This is a genomic window from Pseudobacter sp., assembly GCF_051955275.1.
GTDB lineage: Bacteria > Bacteroidota > Bacteroidia > Chitinophagales > Chitinophagaceae > Pseudobacter.
Window position 1 is genome coordinate 14,438 of the sequence record NZ_JBQCGW010000217.1, and the last position, 18,789, is coordinate 33,226.

The 18,789-nt window shown below is 48.1% G+C and carries 12 protein-coding genes; 9 read left to right on the forward strand and 3 right to left on the reverse strand.

The annotated features are described in order from the left end of the window. Position 1: 1 nt before the first annotated feature. The 5 genes from ACTHMC_RS18750 to ACTHMC_RS18770 are packed head-to-tail and all read left to right on the forward strand — an operon-like array spanning position 2 to position 6,511. Positions 2–1,636 carry a RagB/SusD family nutrient uptake outer membrane protein gene (locus tag ACTHMC_RS18750; RefSeq protein WP_440415386.1) on the forward strand — a complete coding sequence of 545 codons (1,635 nt, stop codon included), beginning with the start codon at positions 2–4 and terminating at the stop codon, positions 1,634–1,636. Between the two features lie 29 nt (positions 1,637–1,665). Beyond that, positions 1,666–2,802, forward strand: coding sequence for a SusE domain-containing protein (locus ACTHMC_RS18755; protein ID WP_440415387.1), 1,137 nt, complete (start codon positions 1,666–1,668; stop codon positions 2,800–2,802). Positions 2,803–2,826: 24 nt separating this feature from the next. Beyond that, positions 2,827–3,978 (forward strand): glycoside hydrolase family 76 protein, encoded by a 1,152-nt coding sequence (locus ACTHMC_RS18760; protein ID WP_440415388.1) that lies wholly within the window; start codon positions 2,827–2,829, stop codon positions 3,976–3,978. Between the two features lie 22 nt (positions 3,979–4,000). Then, the gene (locus ACTHMC_RS18765) at positions 4,001–5,080 is read left to right on the forward strand and encodes a glycoside hydrolase family 76 protein (RefSeq protein ID WP_440415390.1); all 1,080 of its coding nucleotides are present in this window, start codon (positions 4,001–4,003) and stop codon (positions 5,078–5,080) included. A gap of 6 nt (positions 5,081–5,086) precedes the next feature. Then, positions 5,087–6,511, forward strand: coding sequence for a glycoside hydrolase family 125 protein (locus ACTHMC_RS18770; RefSeq protein WP_440415391.1), 1,425 nt, complete (start codon positions 5,087–5,089; stop codon positions 6,509–6,511). 56 nt (positions 6,512–6,567) lie between these two features. On the opposite strand, the gene ACTHMC_RS18775 is transcribed toward ACTHMC_RS18770, so the two are convergent. Beyond that, entirely contained in the window at positions 6,568–10,056 is a 3,489-nt protein-coding gene (locus ACTHMC_RS18775) for a PAS domain S-box protein (RefSeq protein ID WP_440415392.1), read from the reverse strand. 104 nt (positions 10,057–10,160) lie between these two features. On the opposite strand from ACTHMC_RS18775, the gene ACTHMC_RS18780 reads away from it, so the two are divergent. Genes ACTHMC_RS18780 through ACTHMC_RS18790 form a run of 3 tightly spaced genes read left to right on the forward strand, consistent with a single transcriptional unit; the run spans position 10,161 to position 15,957 of the window. After that, entirely contained in the window at positions 10,161–13,205 is a 3,045-nt protein-coding gene (locus ACTHMC_RS18780; RefSeq protein ID WP_440415393.1) for a hypothetical protein, read from the forward strand. After that, entirely contained in the window at positions 13,205–14,395 is a 1,191-nt protein-coding gene (locus ACTHMC_RS18785; RefSeq protein WP_440415394.1) for a hypothetical protein, read from the forward strand. Before ACTHMC_RS18780 ends, ACTHMC_RS18785 begins: the two co-directional genes overlap by 1 nt. Further along, the gene (locus tag ACTHMC_RS18790) at positions 14,392–15,957 is read left to right on the forward strand and encodes a glycoside hydrolase 5 family protein (RefSeq protein ID WP_440415396.1); all 1,566 of its coding nucleotides are present in this window, start codon (positions 14,392–14,394) and stop codon (positions 15,955–15,957) included. Before ACTHMC_RS18785 ends, ACTHMC_RS18790 begins: the two co-directional genes overlap by 4 nt. Before the next feature lie 5 nt (positions 15,958–15,962). Here the strand turns inward: ACTHMC_RS18790 and ACTHMC_RS18795 are convergent, their stop codons facing one another. After that, complete coding sequence (locus ACTHMC_RS18795) at positions 15,963–17,150, reverse strand: glycosyltransferase (RefSeq protein WP_440415398.1); 1,188 nt, start codon at positions 17,148–17,150, stop codon at positions 15,963–15,965. Between the two features lie 2 nt (positions 17,151–17,152). After that, positions 17,153–17,896, reverse strand: a complete 744-nt coding sequence (locus ACTHMC_RS18800; protein ID WP_440415399.1) for a DUF4184 family protein — start codon at positions 17,894–17,896, stop codon at positions 17,153–17,155. Positions 17,897–18,030: 134 nt separating this feature from the next. Here ACTHMC_RS18800 and ACTHMC_RS18805 point away from each other — a divergent pair. After that, positions 18,031–18,789: response regulator (locus ACTHMC_RS18805; RefSeq protein WP_440415401.1), on the forward strand; the 759-nt coding region annotated here is incomplete at its 3' end.

Sequence of the window (18,789 nt, forward strand, 5' to 3'; positions counted from 1 at the left end):
TATGAAAAAGATAACTTTTATCATACATGGAATGGCGCTGGCCTTTGTGGTTTCGCTGGCAGCCTGTAAGAAACTGGACCTGGTGCCTACCGATAAGTTCACGGAGGCCAACTACTGGTCGTCACCCGAAAAGGCCGCTACTGTTTTGAATACGGCGTATTCACAGATGTACAATAACGATCGATTCTTTTATAACGAAGGATTGAGCGACAATGCTTACGCAGGGAGAGGCGACCAGCAGGGCGTGACCTCCATTGCTTCCGGAGTGGCAGACGCATCCTTGCCCAGGTTCAAGGAAGAATGGAATGACCGTTATGCAGGCATCAAGACCTGCCATATCTTCCTGGAGAATGTAGACCGCGTGCCCGGTTTTGATGAAACACTCAAGAACCGGATGAAGGCTGAAGCCCGCTTCCTGCGCGCTTTCCAGTACTTCATGCTGTACACCTGGTATGGCGATGTGCCGTTATTTGAAAAGGACCTGAGCGTTACGGAAGCAAAAACGATCAGTAGAAGTCCCAGGGCACAGGTAATGAAATTTGTACTGGACGAACTGGATGCCGTTGCGCCTCTGTTACCTACCAATGCACAATATCCCGCAGCTGACAGGGGAAGGATCACCAAAGGTGCAGCAGTGGCGCTCAAAGCAAGAGTGTACCTGTTTGAGAACAACTGGCAGGAAGTGATCAATGTAACGGAACCACTGATCAACTCAACGGCCAATGGCAATTACGGACTCTTCCCAAGTTATGAAGGTCTCTTTTTGCCACAGAATGAATTCAACCAGGAAGTGATCCTGGATTACCAGTACGTTCCCGATCTTAAATACCACGAGAACTTCTTCGATCTGGCGCCACTCTCTGTGGGAGCGCGGGTAAATGCCATGGCGCCCACACAGGAGCTGGTGAATGACTATCTCATGCTCAATGGCAAAGCCATCAATGAAACTGGTTCCGGATACAATGAGAATGATCCATACAATAACCGGGATCCACGTCTCACCTATACTGTAGTATATCATGGTTATAAATGGAAGAAGCCGGACGGCAGTTTACAGACCATCTATATCAAGCCCGGTTCTGATCCTGATCAGACCAAGAAGCCGGATGAGTACGCGCCAGGCGCGGCGAGCTCACCTACGGGATACTATCTCAGGAAATATTATGATCCTACTTCAACTGTCAATTTCAGGTCCGGCCTCAATCTCATCCTCATCCGGTATGCAGATATCCTGCTCATGTATGCGGAAGCAAAGAATGAACTGAACCAGATGACGCAGGATGTGTGGAACAAAACCATCCGGCCCATCCGCAACCGTGCAGGATTCACAGAGAACGCAGCACTCGATTTCAATGCAGCCTGGACGCAGGAGCAGCTGCAGGATATCATCAGGAGGGAACGCAGGTCGGAGCTGGCCATGGAAGGACAGAGGATCTTCGATATCCGCCGCTGGAAAACAGCAGAGACGGTACTGAACACCTGGGCGCATGGCGCCAGGTACGGAGAGCCAACAGTTGATGGAGGATATATCCGCGCCAATCAGCGCAGCTTCGATAAAAACAAGCATTATCTATGGGCCGTTCCGCGGGATGAGCGCAATCTCAATCCCAACCTCTCTCAAAACGATAGCTGGTAAACATTGCAAACCATATAACTTATTTCAAAATGTCACGTACTTCAATCACTTCAATAATCCTTTGCCTTTTCATGCTGGCCCTGGGCGCTTGCAGTAAAGACAAAAAGCTGGATCATACAGCCGTAAGTCAGGTGTCTGTAATATTTGCACCTGATGATAACCGTTATGTAAAATTACAACCAGCTACCAGTGCTACGGTACTGTTCGAGTGGGAGCAGGCCAGGGCGGAAGATGGAGGGCTGGTGATGTATGAAATCGCTTTCGACAAAGAAGGAGGTGATTTCTCCAAACCTGTCTATAAGATGTCTGCCGATAATGGCGGTACTTTCAATAAAGCCACCGTGAGCCATAAACTGCTGAACACGATCGGCAATATGGCGGGCATCCCTTCCTTGAGCACGGGAAAATTAAAATGGACAGTCTTTTCTTCCAAAGGCATCAATGAAGTGAAATCATCACAGGCGCGTATCATAGAAATAGAAAGGCCTGCAGGTTTCGCCAACATCCCTTCAGATGTGTTCCTTACTGGAACTGCAACAGAAAAGGGGGCTACCCTTTCGGATGCCATCAAGCTGAAACAAACCAGCAATGGTGTATTTGAAGTGTACACTTCCCTGAAGGCGGGTAGCTACCAGCTGACAGACAGGAACAGCGGTACACCCGTAACTTACTCTGTAGCGGGCACTGCACTGAAAGAAGGAGGCAGTACCGATGTTACAGGTGGTACAAAAGTTTACCGGATGGTTTTCGATTTCAATAATACCAGTGCCACCTTCACAGAGGTGAAAGGTATGGCGCTCTGGTTCGCTCCTAATAATACCATTCAGTTCCAGATCCCTTATGCAGGGAATGGGCAATGGAAGGCGGAGAATCAGAATATCGCATTCAGGCAGGAAAGCTGGGGCAGAGATGAGCGTTACAAGTTCCGCATGCAGGTGAATGATGGCACTGCAGACAGCTACGAGTGGTATGGCAGTATCAATAACGATAACCAGCGCCCAACCGCCGGCACTGCGCCTTCTTACTTCTATCTGATAAAGATCAATAACAACGATCAGTGGAATTACTGTTTCAAGTTTCAGACAGAAGCGGATATGAAACCCTGTGATATCATTCTCGATTTTTCCACTACACAACCCTATACACACAGAGTGGTGGTTAAATAGGTTGGTTCTAAAATGAAAATAATTATGAGATCATATCTTCTACTGGCTGCAGGCTGTTTTGTGCTGCAGAGCTGTACTAAAAATTATGATCATGTGATCATATCAGGGGACCAGTCGGGTATTGTGAAATACGACGTGAACTGGGAAGCTGCTGCCGACAGCAGTGTGAGCGCGCTCAAGTCTGCATTCTGGAACAGCGGCGGATCCTATTTCAATAAAGACAATGGTGGCGATGCCAGTTTCCATTACTGGCCGCAGGCACATGCTCTGGATGTGCTGGTGGATGCTTATCAGCGTACGCAGAACAGCAGCTACAAAACCTTTATGGATAACTGGTATACCGGCGTTCGCCAAAAAAATGGAAATACATTCCTGAATGAATTCTACGATGATATGGAATGGAATGCCCTGGCCATGCTCCGGGCTTTCAATGTCACCAATGATGATAAATTCAAAACGGCTGTAAACCAGCTATGGACGGATATCAAATCCGGCTGGAACACCAATATGGGCGGAGGCATCGCCTGGAGAAAGGCCATGCCTGCTTATAAGAATACACCGGCAAACGCTCCGGCCTGCATCCTTGCTGCCAGACTTTACCGCCAGTTCAACAATGCGGCTGATAAAGAATGGGCAGAGCGGATCTACACCTGGATGAAGGATAGTTTGTACGAAGCCAGCACCGGCTGGGTGATTGATGGCATCAACAACAAAGGCGATGGTGCCCGCGATCTGTGGAAGTTCACTTACAATCAGGGCACGTTCATTGGTGCAGCACTGGAGCTCTATGAGATCACTGGTAATCCCGTGTATATGAATGACGCTATCAAAACGGCAGGGTACACGCTGTCTGATAATACACTCACCAACTCCGGAGATCGCCTGCTGCGTGATGAAGGTGGTGGTGATGGTGGACTGTTCAAAGGGATATTCGTAAGGTATTTCAGTTTGCTGATCCAGCATCCTGCTTTGCCTGAGAGCTATCGTAACCGGTATATGAGTTATCTCAAACATAATTTTGAAACGCTCTGGTTTGCCGGTACAGCCAAGCCCGCCGTGCTTTTCGGGAATTACTGGAAGAAGAAACCCGGCAATACTACTGATCTTACTACACAGCTCAGTGGTGCCATGCTGATAGAAGCCGCGGCCACGCTGAAAAAGAAAGAACTGTTTTGATCAATCATAACCGACGTACCTGATGAATATTGCAAAAGTGACCCTTCTACTGAGTTGTTCCCTGCTGTCTGTTGTGTCGATGGCACAGCAGCGTTTTGCGAAAGAATTACAATTACTGAACACCGCCATAGAACAGAAATTCCTGATTACCGGAAAAGGATATTACCGTGAACATGCTGAGAAGCAGAAAGACGATAGGGCAGTTTCTTATTTATGGCCACTTTGCGGACTGATTCAGGCAGCCAATGAACAAGAGTTGTTTTCCGGAAAAAGAGGAACGTTCAACCGCGTATTTAAAGTGATAGATAAGTATTATGATGACCGCCCACCTGCGCCGGGTTATGCCTCTTACCCGCCACCCCATGGGGGCGGCGATAGATTCTATGATGATAATCAGTGGATCGGTATCGCCTTGCTGGATGCCTGGAGCAGAACAGGGGATAAGGATTATCTGAACAAGGGAAAAATGATCTACCGTTTTATGATGACTGCCTGGGATACTGCTACCGGGGGAGGGCTGTATTGGGAAGAGGGCAACCTGAAAACCAAAAACACCTGTTCCAACGGGCCGGGAATCCTCTTAGCCATGCAGTTGCACAAAGCTACAGGAGATAAGGCTTTTCTGGATACGGCCGTTCTGCTCTACAATTGGGTGAACAAACATTTGCAGGCCACGGACGGACTTTATTACGATAATATTTCCATCGGCACCCATAAGATAGATCAGCGGAAATACAGCTATAATACCGGCACCATGCTGCAATCGAGCCTCTGGCTTTATGAAGCTACCGGCAACGCTGAATATTTTCAAAATGCAAAACGCATGGCGGATGCTTCCCTGCATTATTTTTACAGCTCCGGGAAGTTCAGGGACAGCTACTGGTTCAATGCCGTGATGCTCCGGGCCTACCAGCATTTGCTGAAACACACGGAGGACCTGAAATATCTTCAGGCTTTTGCCGCCTGCACCAGACATGCGCTTCAACATGAGAAAAGAGCGGATGGCTTGATGGGTAAAGGAAAAGCAGACCTGGTTGGTCAGTCAGGTATGCTGGAAATCCTGGCAAGGCTTGCTTTCCTGGAGAAAAAATTTAAATTCTAAGCGATGATGAAAAGACGGAATTTTATTCAGCAGTCAACCCTCGCAGCAGCAGGGCTTGCACTATCGGCGCAGGGTTTCGGACAATCATTTGCGCAGGAATTTCCTGTTGTGCGGATCCCGGAAGGTCAGCGTAAATTCAAGAGCAAGGCCGTGGAAAAGATCATCGCCGGTCTGCAGCAAAACACGGCCAATAAAGAACTGGGTTGGCTCTTCGGTAACTGCTTCCCAAATACTTTGGATACTACGGTGGAGTTTGATACCATCGATGGACAACCCGATACGTATGTGATCACAGGAGATATTGATGCCATGTGGCTGCGCGACAGCTCCGCACAGGTATGGCCTTATATTCCTCTTTGTCATGAAGACAAGGAATTACAGCAATTGGTGAAAGGCGTGATCAACCGGCAGGTGAAATGCATTCTGAAAGATCCATATGCCAATGCGTTTTATAAAGATGAAAGCAAGGTAAGCGAATGGAAGGAAACGGATATCACGGATATGAAGCCCGGCATCCATGAAAGGAAATGGGAGATCGACAGTCTTTGTTATCCCATCCGCCTGTCGCATGGCTACTGGAAAGAAACCCGTGATACATCTGTGTTTGGCGAAAGCTTTGTTGCGGCCATGCAGCTGGTGATCCAGACTTTCCGCGAACAGCAACGCAAGGATGGCAAAGGCCCTTACAGTTTCCAGCGCAAAACAGCCTGGGCTACAGACGGTGTTCCCATGGCGGGTTACGGCTATCCAGCAAAACCAAACGGACTGATCTGTTCCATGTTCAGGCCCAGCGATGATGCAACGGTGTTCCCGTACCTTATCCCTTCCAACTTCTTTGCACTGGAAAGTCTGAAACAGTTGCAGGAAATGGGCGCTGCTATTCCATCCATGAAATCCCTGGTGACTCCTGCAAGAGAGTTGGCCATTGAAGTGGAAGCGGCGCTGAAACAATACGCAGGTTTCAGTCATCCGAAGTTCGGAAGGATCTATGCGTTTGAAGTGAATGGATTTGACAGTTATAATCTGATGGATGATGCCAATATCCCATCATTACTGGCCATGCCTTATCTGGGGGGTGTGAAGCTGAACGATCCTGTTTATCAGAATACAAGAAAGTTTGTATGGTCTGAGAATAATCCTTTCTTCTTTAAAGGGAAAGTGGCGGAAGGTATTGGCGGTCCGCATATCGGGCTGGATATGGTTTGGCCGATGAGCATTGTGATGAAGGGGCTGACCAGTACAAATGATAAAGAGATCAAATGGTGCCTGGATACATTGCAGCATACGCACGGTAAAACGGGCTTCATGCATGAGTCATTTCACAAGGATGATTCAACGCAGTTCACCAGGAAATGGTTTGCCTGGGCGAATACTATTTTTGGAGAGTTTGTGTGGAAGGTGTACAGGGAGAAACCGCAGTTGCTTACATGATCGGGCAATAACAGCAACACCATACCAGGGAAGGGAAATTCCTGGTATGGTGTTTTTTAATGAATTGTTAGCAGCGTTCTTTCATAAATGCCAATGGACTCTTTGAGCTCCCGCCTGAGCTGCTCTATCAATGCAGGGCCGGGATGCTTGTCCCTTTCCAGATCCCTTGATAATCCGGATAGTGTATTCAGGCCGGTATAGGCCGCAATCCCGTAAATACGGTGACCAATAAAATGAAGTTTCCGGGTTTCACTTTCCCCTTCCAGTTCTTTCTGTAAAGTTCTTAATTCCTCCAGGCTCAGTTCCAGGGTCTGTTTCAATAGGTCAGGATCACAATCGCTGCCAAGGTATTCCTTTATTATATCCAGGTTAAGTGTTGGGCCGGAATGATGCGGCTCAGTTTTTATATACCGGGAAAGTGTATCTATGATTTCATTTTCGATGAATGGCTTCGTAAGAAATTCATTCATGCCTGCTTCCATACATTTCTCTTTTTCTCCTTTGACATTTCCTGCTGTAAGGGCAATGATGGGAATATGCTTCCCTTCTGGCATTGCACGGATCACATGGGTGGCTTCATATCCGTTCATTTCCGGCATCTGAATGTCCATCAGTATGATATCGGGCATGAATTGCGGGAATATCTCTGTGGCTTGTTTGCCGTTTCTGGCCACCTGTATCTCTGCGCGGGGCATAATACGGTTAAGGATAGTGGTGATCAGCAACAGGTTCATATTGTTGTCTTCCGTCACCATAATGCGGAACTGCTGGTTGTAGAGTGCCGGTGACCGTTGCCTGTTGGCTGTTGTGGTGGTTTCTTTCTTTTGATTCAGTCTTGACAATGACCTGTATAGATCCTTCATCTTGATGGGCTTGGTCAATCTCTGATCGATCCGGAGCTCTTCACATGCTTTGATCACCCGTTCGTCGTCAGAGGAACTGTGCAGGAATATAACAGGATGGAATCTGCCGCTGCTGCTGAATACATCCCGGATCTTCCGGATCGTTTCCAGCCCGTCCAATACCGGCATATGATAATCCACCAGGATCACATCAAAGGAAGGGTCCTCTTGCAATAGCCGGATCGCATCGAACCCGTTTGCTGCTTCTTTGGACGTTATGTTTTTAAGCAGGAGCATTTGCCGTATGATCATCCTGTTATGATCATTGTCGTCTACAATAAATACCCTTTTGACTGAGCTTGAATCTTCCCATTCCAGGGCCTCTCCGTTCTCTGACTGCAGGTTGAGTTCAAAAAAGAAAGTACTGCCCTGTCCGAGCTCACTTTGCAATTGTAGTCTGCTGTTCATGAGTCCCAGTAATTTATTGGAGATGGAGAGACCGAGGCCGGTACCACCGAATTTCCGGGTAATGGAATTGTCTTCCTGGGAAAAGGCTTCAAATATTCTTTTTTGTCTGTCTGACCGGATGCCGATGCCTGTATCACGCACTTCGAACCGGATTGTTGTTTGCCTGGCATTAGATGCAACCAGGAACACTTTCAGTTCAACTTCTCCTTTTTCTGTGAACTTGATAGCATTTGTAAGCAGGTTGACCAGCACTTGCTTCAACCTCAGTTGGTCCGTCCAGATAAATCTCGGCAGTGTGGGTGAAATATTAAAAAGTAGTTCAAGGCCTTTGCTCTGTGCCTGGTATTTAACGATATCACTGGCCTGGTTGCAGGTTTCAAAGATATCGGAACGGCTGATGTCCAGCTCCAGTTTACCTGCTTCGATCTTGGAGAAATCCAGGATATCATTGATGATATTCAGCAGTATACCTGCGCTTTGGTTTACCAGGGATACGTACTGGGCCTGGATTTCGGTGGTGTCTGTTTTGGCAAGCAGGTCCGTGAAGCCGATGATGCCATTGAGCGGTGTTCTGATCTCGTGGCTCATATTCGCCAGGAATTCTGACTTGGCTATGCTGGCCACTTCCGCCTGTTTTTTTGCTTTGCGCAATTCTTCCTGTTGAAGGGATGCTTCTGTAATGTCCTGGGTAAGCATCATAATACCGCCTACCGATCCATTGTGCAGGAACCAGGGCCTTACTTCCCATCGGAGATGCTGATTGTGCTCCCAACCCTGGGGCCTCCAGATATCCTCTTCGTTTTTGAACACTTCTCCTGTCAATGCTTTTTGATGCACTTCTTTCCAGTGTGAAGGGATATTGGGAAATACATCGTAATGAATTTTGCCAGTCAGCTGCTGCCCTTCCAGCTCATATTCTTCCAGCCAGCGCTTGCTGTAAGCAATATACCGGAGCTGCTTATCAAACATGGCCACTGCTGCCGGAGTATGTTCCACAAAGGCGGAAAGGATAGCCTGCTGGTCAAAAAGCTGCTGCTCCATTTTTTTTCTGGCGGTCCGGTCAAGGGCAATGCCCAGATAACCGGTCAGCTTTTTATCTGCATCTGTTACTGTTGTTACGGCCAATGACACGTACAGCCGCGTTCCATCTTTTCTGATATAGCTCCATTCCCTGTTTTCGGCACCTTCCCGCTCCGCGTTGAAGATGAAAACATCAAAACCCTGGACCACTCTGCCATGTTTTTCTGATAACTCATTGCCTCGCGTATTTACTTCTTCAGGGTCATGAAATACAGCCGGTGTATGTTTACCTACCATTTCTTCTGACCTGTAGCCGAGCATTTTTTCTGCGCCACTGTTGAAGAGCGTGATGATGCCTTCCCTGTCTGTGCTTATGATAGCCACTTCCGTGGCTGCATTCAGTACATTCTGCAGCATACTCCTGGATCGAAGCATTTCCAGTTCAATTATCTTGCGATCATTGATATCCTGGAAGGTACCGAAGAGCCTGATGCAGCTACCGTTCTCAAACTCAGGCCTTCCGATAGATCTCACCCAGATCTTTCTGCCACTGTCTGTGATAAGCTGGAGCTCCACATCCCAGGGAATACCATTGCTGACAGCGTTCTGAACTATCTTTTCGATGGTCTCCCTGTATTCTTCAGGATAGAACCGGAGAGCAGACTGATAATCCGGAATGTAGGAGAGCGGTAACTCGTGTATCAGTTTGGTGATATCAGACCAGTACACTTCCTCATTGAGCAAGTTAAGTTCCCAGCTTCCGATCCTTGCTACCGTATTGGTTTCATTCAGCATCTTCTGGGTGAACTTCAGGTTTTGTTCCAGGTTATGCCTTTCCGTTATATCAAGTGCATTCCCTATCACATACTGATTTCCTGCACCATCTTCTTTCAGTACATTATTGAAAAGCCAGATACGGACGGAGCCGTTGCGATGCCTGGTGTGCATGATCCCCCTGGCGCTTTTGTCCCTGGCGATGTTTTTCAGGTATTTGTGAAGGTTGCCGGTATAATCATCGGCTACCACCTTCAAAAGGTTTGAACCTGTAAGTTCTTCCTTGCTGTAACCAAGGCTGACGGCGGTTGCACGATTTACGGAAAGCAGTTTGCCATCCAGGTCGTGGATGCACATCAGTCCGTCTGAGTTTTCAAAAAATGAACGATAAATACTTTCTTCCTGGTGAGGACTTTCCTTTTGATGGCTGTTGTTTTTCATAGATGCTGGGCTTTTAAGAAGCAGTTGGATTTCTACAGCAGGGAAGAGGCTTAGGTAAATTGAAACAGATTATTTAAATTTAGAATATTTATTCCAGATTTCCTATGTTGGTAAAAGCCGACAGATTGCTGTTTGTTGCCCTGGTACTTGCCATATTGCTTCATGGCTCTGCCTTGCTGTACAACCTGAACAAGACCTATGATGCTTTTGTGCATATTTTCTTTGCCGATCACTATGCACGTTACTGGTTTGAGCCCTGGGAATTCCGCTGGTATACCGGTTTTCCGGTGACCAGTTATCCTCCTCTGAGCCACCAGCTGATCGCGCTGTTGTCCATGATAGGTGGATTGAAATTCGGATTTGTAGTGGTGATCCTCGCCGCTCTTTGCTTTTTTGTAACGGGCATCTATCGTTTCAGCAGGCTCTGGGTTCCGCAGCGTTCTGCAGCCTATGCTTCCCTGTTTGCCGTACTGGCTTCGTCCATTACGCAAACCATTCACATCTATGGGCAGCTGCCCACCATGGTAGGTATCTCCTGCCTGGTGAACGCATTGCCGGAAGTGTATGCTTATTTCAGGAATGGCAAGTTAAAACACCTGGTTACTGCGGTAGCCCTGCTGGGAGTGACCGTTTCTTCTCATCATGTGACCACTATATTTGGCATCATTTTCTTTATTGCACCGGTGATTGCCACAGCATTGCTGGATCAGTCCGGAGTGGAAGGGAAATTTATTGCGGTTGCACGGAAGACAGTGCAACTGGCATGGAAGAAATTCCGGCAGTTTTTTCTCTTTTTCAGCATACTGCTGCTGGAAATGGTTGTACTGATCTTTCCTTACTGGTACTGGTCCAAAACGGATCCTATCAGCCAGGTGCCGATCCCCCATGGATCAAGGGACAATTTCCTGGCATCGCCTTCTTCAGGGCTTATGTTCTTCATCATTCCCCTGGGATTTATTTTGCTGCTGCTGCCTTTTATATTTCGCAGTCTGTACACCAGGCGTAATATATTCCTGGCGCTGTCATATTCTTTGTTGCTGCTGCTGGGAACAGGCGGCACCACACCATTACCTGAGAAGATCCTTGGTAAGAATGCATTCAATGTACTTACACTCGACAGGTTCACTTTCTGGGCCTCCGTGATATCCATTCCTTTTGTGGGTGATTTTTTCCGGAGGCTCGTGGAAGGAGATATCCGGGAAAGGATCATTCAACGGTACGGTAAACAATTATACCACATCACTTCTTTGTTACTGATCTCTGTGGTAGCTTTTCAGGCTTTGTTTGTGGTGAATTTCCATAAGTACCGCTCACTCCAGCCACAAGAGATAGATATGCAGCCGATCATCAGTTTCCTTGACCGTGATCAGCACAGCCGCTGGCGTTTTCTCACACTCGGCTTCGGTGACCAAATGGCCTGGCTGTCTTCACAAACCACTGCCATGTCTATAGACGGTAACTATCATTCAGCACGGCGTGTACCGGAAATGACCCGGCAACCACTCGAAAGACTGGAGAACTCCAAATTCAAGGGAATTCCGGGCATTGGTTCATTACAGCAATTTCTCACCGTTCCTGAGAAATATCATCTCAAATTCATATTCAGCAATGATAAGTTTTATGATCCTGTTCTCTTCTTTTCGGGATGGGAACGTGTACAAAGGCTGGAGAACGGCATCATGGTCTGGCAAAAAGCGGATGTGCCCCCGCTCCCTTCCGGTCTGACAGGCAAATTCATTCCTTTCTATCAACGCATGATGTGGGGGATATTGCCTTTGTCGGCATTTTGCATCATGCTGACCCTGCTTCTTTTCAGAGCCAGGGATTACCTGGTTTTCCCTTTTGCATCCACCGAAACAACTGCATACAGCCCTGCATCCGGGAACCGTTGGCTTTTTCTCTGGATGATTGGAATATTGTTACTGGCAGGCACCATCTGGATAAAGCAGGTGACCCTTTCTTTTCACAAAGACCCGGAACAATTGCTCAAGGCATATTACCATGCATTGGATTTTAAGCTGAACCGGGAGGCGCATGGGTATTTTCCTCCGGGCAGTATCGATTATGAGGAATATACCCTCCGGCTTTCGCTCAGGGATGGACTGCTGGCTTCTTATGGGAAACTGGACAGTCTGGCAATTGCCTTTACAAAAACAGGCACAGATACGATGGAAGCCGTTGTTACCAGTGCCTGGACCACCCCACTGGAAGAATACGTGATCCCTGCCATGCATGTTCTGATCAGAAAAAACGGGAACTGGTATGTGCTGCCACCCGCTTTTGAAAAAAGGGTAGTGCCGGATGAGCATATGGAAAAAGGAATGGCTGTATTCAGAAGCCAGGGAAAACGCGTGGTCAGTGTAAGCGACGTCCGCCATGATGATATCCTGGACCGGCCGGACCTGCATATAATATCCTCGGCCCTGATCAAAAAGGACAGTAGTTATGTAGTAGTGGGTGAAGTGATGAACAGGGATTATCTCCCCGCACACCTGACCATCGGCGCCGTATTGCTCGACAGTGCCGGAAGGATGATGGTGAGTTACAATGCAAAATATCACACCATGCATAACCTGCTGCCCGGCGAGAAAACACCCTTTCTCATCGAGTTTGAAGAAACGGCCTGGCTGAAGGAAAACGACCGGCAACAGCTGCGTTTCAATCCCGGCCAGTTCTCTGCTTATAATTTCACCAGGAGACCAGCGGATTACCAGGTGCAGGTCAGAGCAGTGGTGGCCGACAAGGACCTCTACCGGGATCATGGGATACAACAGGTGCGTATAACCGACAGCGGTAGATATGTGGCTGGCAGTATAGTCAATTACGGCGTTCAGGAGATAAGTGTGCCTCAGTTGCTGATGGCCACATATGATGACCACAGACAGATTTTGTGGGTGAACCATCTGTTTGTGAGCGAAGGCTTGCGTCCGCAAACACAGGAATCATTCAATATCAAGCTACCTGACTTAAGCAAGATTGCACTGGTCAGAAGGGGAACGGAGCAGCACCATTATGTCAACGGCCTTCAGCAAATGCAACTTCCTGATAGCTTTCGTTTTCCTGGGCGTGGACTTATTGCATTGCCGGGAAATAAACGGTATTGCGATCTTTTTCTGAACGGATATATAGGAAACCCAACCATCTATTGATGCAAACATTTTCCTTCCATATGGTACTGTTGATGCTGTGTTGCGGCTTTGGTTGCGCCAGTGACCCTGCCACAAAAAAGGAACCATTTCAGGGGCAATTGATGATGCCGGACAGTATCCGGGCCGGCGAAGACTTTACTCTCAGTTTGAGCGTGAAGCCAGCCGGTGCTGTATTGCTCCTTTGCTCAGGAACCCAGGGCAACTATATTATCGCACTGCCATCAGTGGCTGACACTTCCATTCTTCTTAAACAAACGATCAGTGGCTGGCAAAGCTGGAAACTGATAGCCGGCGGTCAACTGCTGGCCAACAGGAGCCTGCTTGTGCAAGCTCTTGACCCCGTAACACCTGTACAGGGTTTTGCAGGTCCTAAAGCCCTGGTTACAGGATCGGAAGAATTCAGTTCTATCACCGTGGTGCCGGAAGACCGTTATGGAAATATGGTAAAAGACAGCCTGCCTGTATTGTTTTCGCTGTTAAGGCAACAGGCAAAGCAGGAAACTGAAGGCAGGTACTTAATGCATGGATTCTCAAGTAAAGATGTAAAGGCGGGGAACAAAGCCGGTAAAATATTTGCCGGCGTTAGGGTGGCCGGCGCATTCAGCGAGGAGAAGGAATTACTGGAAGTAGCTGGGAAAGCAATGCCGTTCCGCATCAGCATGGGTGCATCCTTGCCCTACGCAGATGGCAGGCAGACCTTCCGGGTTTTCAGTACGGTATTGGCAGATGTATCCGGCAACCGTTTACCGGATGGAAGCCTGGTTCAGTTCATATGTCAGGATGCAGACAATAGTACCAGTAAGCTCAATGCCAGTACCATCAGTGGCATTGCTGAGATCAGTCTGCAGGCGCCGGAGCAGCCAGGGGACCTGAAGGTCACCGCATTTGCACCCGGTGGGGCAACAAGCAATGAACTGGTCATCCCTTTTGCTTCACCATTCACTGCTGCTCCGTCATTATCATATGAAGCCTCAGGAGCAGTGCTGGCAGGGCCGCTAAAGGGGCCGCTTGGGCAGTTGATGCCAGAGGGAGCCGTATTGTTGTTGAAACTGAAAGGGAAGGTGATGCAGGCCGTTGCAGAAAAAGGATTTGCCCGTTTCAATACGGGCAGGATCCATCCGGGTAAATACGAAGCTGTACTGCATGTACCGGCTGCCACCTTCCATGTGTTATTAACCGTTCAGCCATGAAAAGAAAGAAAATCAAATATTACCGGCTAAGTTTTGCACTTATCGCAGTCAGTGTTCTGTTTGTTGTAACAGGTGGATTTGCCAAAGCGCTGGCATTTTTTTCAAGGGGTGCAGACAGAACAACGGCCCTTCATATACCTTCTGCTGAACCGGATCTGTATACACCATTGGTTCGATGGCTGCCTTCGGTCATCACCGGAAGGGAGCCTGGCAGCTATAACCAGCAGGTCATTGCCCGTGAATACATCAAAAGCTGGTATGGCCGGAATTACAGCCAGTCAACAGGCAAGCAGGTATACATGAAAGATCATTTTACAGACCAGGAATTTTTGCGTTACACTGCCAATGCCGGCACAGAACAAAGCGGATATACTTTTCAGACGGCAAGCCTGCAGCATCGTTTGCGGATGCATTACTTTTCCCAGGATGGCCAGATTGCTGCATTCACGGATGAGAATATGATTTCCCGGACCTGGTTGTTCAGCAATAATGAAAGAGAAAGGATCTGCTCGGTGAGCGATACAGCAGACTTTGATGTGATCATGCTCCTGAAGGATGGGAACTGGCGGGTAACACGCATGGAAAGAAAGCCACCCCGGCACATCGTTCATCCCGACACGCTTAAAAAAGATACGGCCGGAATAGTAACGGTACAGGATAGCCGTTTTTATGTTTCGGGAAAGCCATTTTCTCCGGTGGGTATCAATTATTATCCTGCCGCTGCGCCCTGGGGGCTTTTCTGGCCGGGATACGACAGTGCTGTGGTCAGCAAAGACCTTAAGCTGATGGAGGAGCTGGGTTTCAACCTGGTGCGGATCTTTGTGAATTTTCATGATTTCAACCGCGGAAATGTGAGCCCTGCCCGCTTGCTCCAGTTACGCCACTTCCTCAATCAGGCATCCGCACACAACCTGAAAGTGATTGTCACACTGTTCGATTTTATGGGCGATTACTCCCTTCCCGTTTTTGCTGCATCAGACCGGCAGATGGAAACATTGCTTACCAGTTTCCGTGATCATCCAGCCATATTTGCCTGGGATTTAAAGAATGAACCGGACCTTGATTTCAATCATCATCCACGGGCGCATGTGATGGAATGGCTTGAATGGATGTTGCAACGGGCCAGGACATATGACCCGGTCCATCTGATCACCATCGGCTGGGCGCATGCAGACAATGCCTTGTTGTTTAAGAACCAGGTTGATTTCATTGCCTTTCATTCCTATCTGAGCCCTGCCTTGCTTGAAGGATCCATTGAATCATTACGGTCCGGATCAGGCGGAAAGCCTTTGCTGCTGGAAGAAACAGGCATGTCTACCTACCAGGGATTCTGGACGCCCTCCGGGCATTCAGAAAAAGACCAGGCAGACTATCTCAAAGCGATACAGGAATTGCTGGCAAGGGAAAAAGTAACCGGCTACCTGGTATGGACCCTCTACGATTTCAGTGAGGTGCCTGCAGGCGTTGCGGGCCGGCTACCCTGGAGAAGGAAGCCGCAGGGGTATTTCGGGATACTCCATTCCGATGGCCGGCCCAAACCTGCTGCCGCGCTGTTCCGCTGATCCATTCAGTTCTTAAGTATGCCGAGGAAATGCATGTAATACCAGTTAGTAAGGTCCTGCATGGGAAGGGAGACTGCTGCATGGTAATTCCGGATGCCCATCTGTATGCGATAGGCATCATTGTGCAACACTTGCTGAATAGCGTTGGCCAGGCTTTCCGGGTCTTCAGGTTGAAAAAGTTCTCCCGAGTATCCTTCTTCCCTGATCAGGGCACCAAGGTCACCGATATCCGGCAGGATCACTGCCTTTCCGTAATTACCGGCCTGGTGCAGTACCCCGGAGCTGCCGGTGGTGGAAGTGTAAGGAAATACAACCACGGCACTTTCTGAAAATATCCGCGGCACGTCCTCTTCAGCAACATACCCGGTAAAGATCAGTCCAGGTACATGCGCGTACTTTTCTTTCACGGTGTTCAGGTAGCCCTTACTGTTTGGGCTGTCCGTTCCCGCGATCACTATCTCCACATCCAGCGTGCTCCGTTGCCGGAAGCGTTGCACTGCTTCTATCAGCACCTCCACTTTCTTATAGGTCCCGAATTTTCCGAAGGTCATTATCTTCATAGGGCCTGGTGGTAGGTCCTGCGCGGGCAGCGGACTATTCTCAAAACTGCCATGCGGTATCAGGGCTACATTGCCTTTGCGGTATTTGGCTTCAAGGATCTGTACATATTTGGAGATGGTCACCGTTACCAGATCTGCCATCAGTACAAAGCGGCTGAGCATGGTACCGGTAATATTGTAAATTTTTGCCAGCATCCTGTTCTTTGTGATCCCGGCATTCTGCAGATCAACCTGCTCCAGAATATTGTGCAGCACTACTACGGACGGATAACCTGAGAGCTTTAACAGGAGAGGGGTGAGCAAACCGAGTGCCGCAGGAACTTTCCTGTCACCAAACAAGAGGAACTGCATATTGAACAGTACAATGTCCGGCTTGGCTTTCCTGACGGCCTTCAATATCCGCCAGCAGTTCCGCCAGCTGTTGAATTTCCAGGCCGTTACCGTTCTTACCTGTTCTACATTCAATCCCGGAGGGTAGGACTGACCAGTGGGTAATTCATCCGCAATAAGCGTGATCTCGGAAAAAAGTGGATTTTCCCTGAAATGCCTGAGCAGGTAATATCCATATTCATTCAGGGTGCCTTTACCGGGAGGATGGCAGGACACGATGGCAAGTTTGAGTGTTGGCAGCATAGTCAGTTATTTTTAAACAGGTAAAAGGAACAAACCAATACCAGGCTGAAAAGTCCCGCGCTGATGGAGACCACCAGGAGTTGCGCTGCAAATTTTTCCTGAGGTATGCCTGTTGCCAGGCGTAACACAAAGATGATAATTGCCAGCAGCAGCACGGCAGACCAGAACCTGGCCACGGCGTTGGAGGAAGGGGTATGAACTGACGGGGAGGATGGAAGCTTGATTATATAGATCAGCAATATAAGCAGGCCTGCTATGCTGCTGATCATTTGTAAAAGAAAATGGAGCGGGAATTTGAACGGACCTGCTGTAACGGTCTGCAACAACAGGGGAAAATATCCTGCAACGATATATTCTTCGTCATGCGTGAAGCCGTCCCACACAAGATGCGTAAGAGTGCCCGTTAATACAGAAAACAACACCAGGTACCACTTCTTTTTGAAATAAGGAAGCCAGCGGATGTTCTCAGCCCCTGCGGATTTCCGGTAGAGAAAGCCGGGAAGATGCAAGGTCAGTGGCCGTCTTACAATAAGATGATAAACCAGGTACAACAAAATACCGACAGGCAGATCGAATGAAATAATTCCCGGCAATGTATGACCGTAATGCCCGTAAAGGGTCATTCTTAGGAAATACTCAAAATCAGGCACCATGCTACCGATGATGAGGGCGGGCATGGAAAATAACTGCGGAGTATTCTTGCGGAAAGGAAGAACAGCCACGATATGTGAAAATGTAAAGGGCATAATCTCCGGCGTATTTAGCCGGAAGATGTGAATTTTTTCTTACATTAGAAGTAGTAAAAATTTTTTTTCCGGGAATCCATTCCCATTACACGTATCGCCTGCACAGAAACAGTGTCTCTTCAAACATGTTTCTTATGAAAATTCTAATTGCAGACGATCAGGCTTATATCAGAAATATTGTTGGAAAAGAATTGAGGGGCCAGGGGCATGAAGTGTTCACCGGAACTGATGGCGAACAGGCTATTCAATTGTATGAAGAGCATCGCCCCCACCTCATTCTGGTAGACCACCATATGCCACTCAAAACCGGTCTGGAGGTATTGACCTATATCCGTTTGGATAAGAAGGACAATATCCCTGCCATCATCATGTCTTCAAACGAAGAAGAGTCCGTGATCGTGGAATCATTTCAGATAGGCGTGGACGATTACATCGAAAAACCTGTAGGCATAAGGGAAGTGGTGGCCAGGATCCAACGCCTGCTTACAAAAACATACGGCATTTCATCCTCACCCCCTGCTACGTCTTCTGCTGTTTCTCCGGGCGATCCACTTCAGTCTGGAAGGGTATTGCAAAAAAAATACGTAGGGTTGGTGATACCCTGCTACAATGAGGCAAAACGTCTTTCAGGACAGGTATTCACTGATTTCGGATATAGTAACCTGGGATATCATCTTTGTTTTGTGAATGATGGCAGCAAAGACAATACCCTCGAAGTTCTCCAACAGCTGCGTGAAGGTCATGAGGATTATATCTCCATTTATAATATGCCTGTTAATGCAGGAAAGGCGGAAGCCGTTCGCCAGGCAAGCCTCGAAATGCTGAAAGAACCACAACTCGAATACATAGGATACCTGGATGCGGACCTCAGCACTGATTTCAATGATTATGAT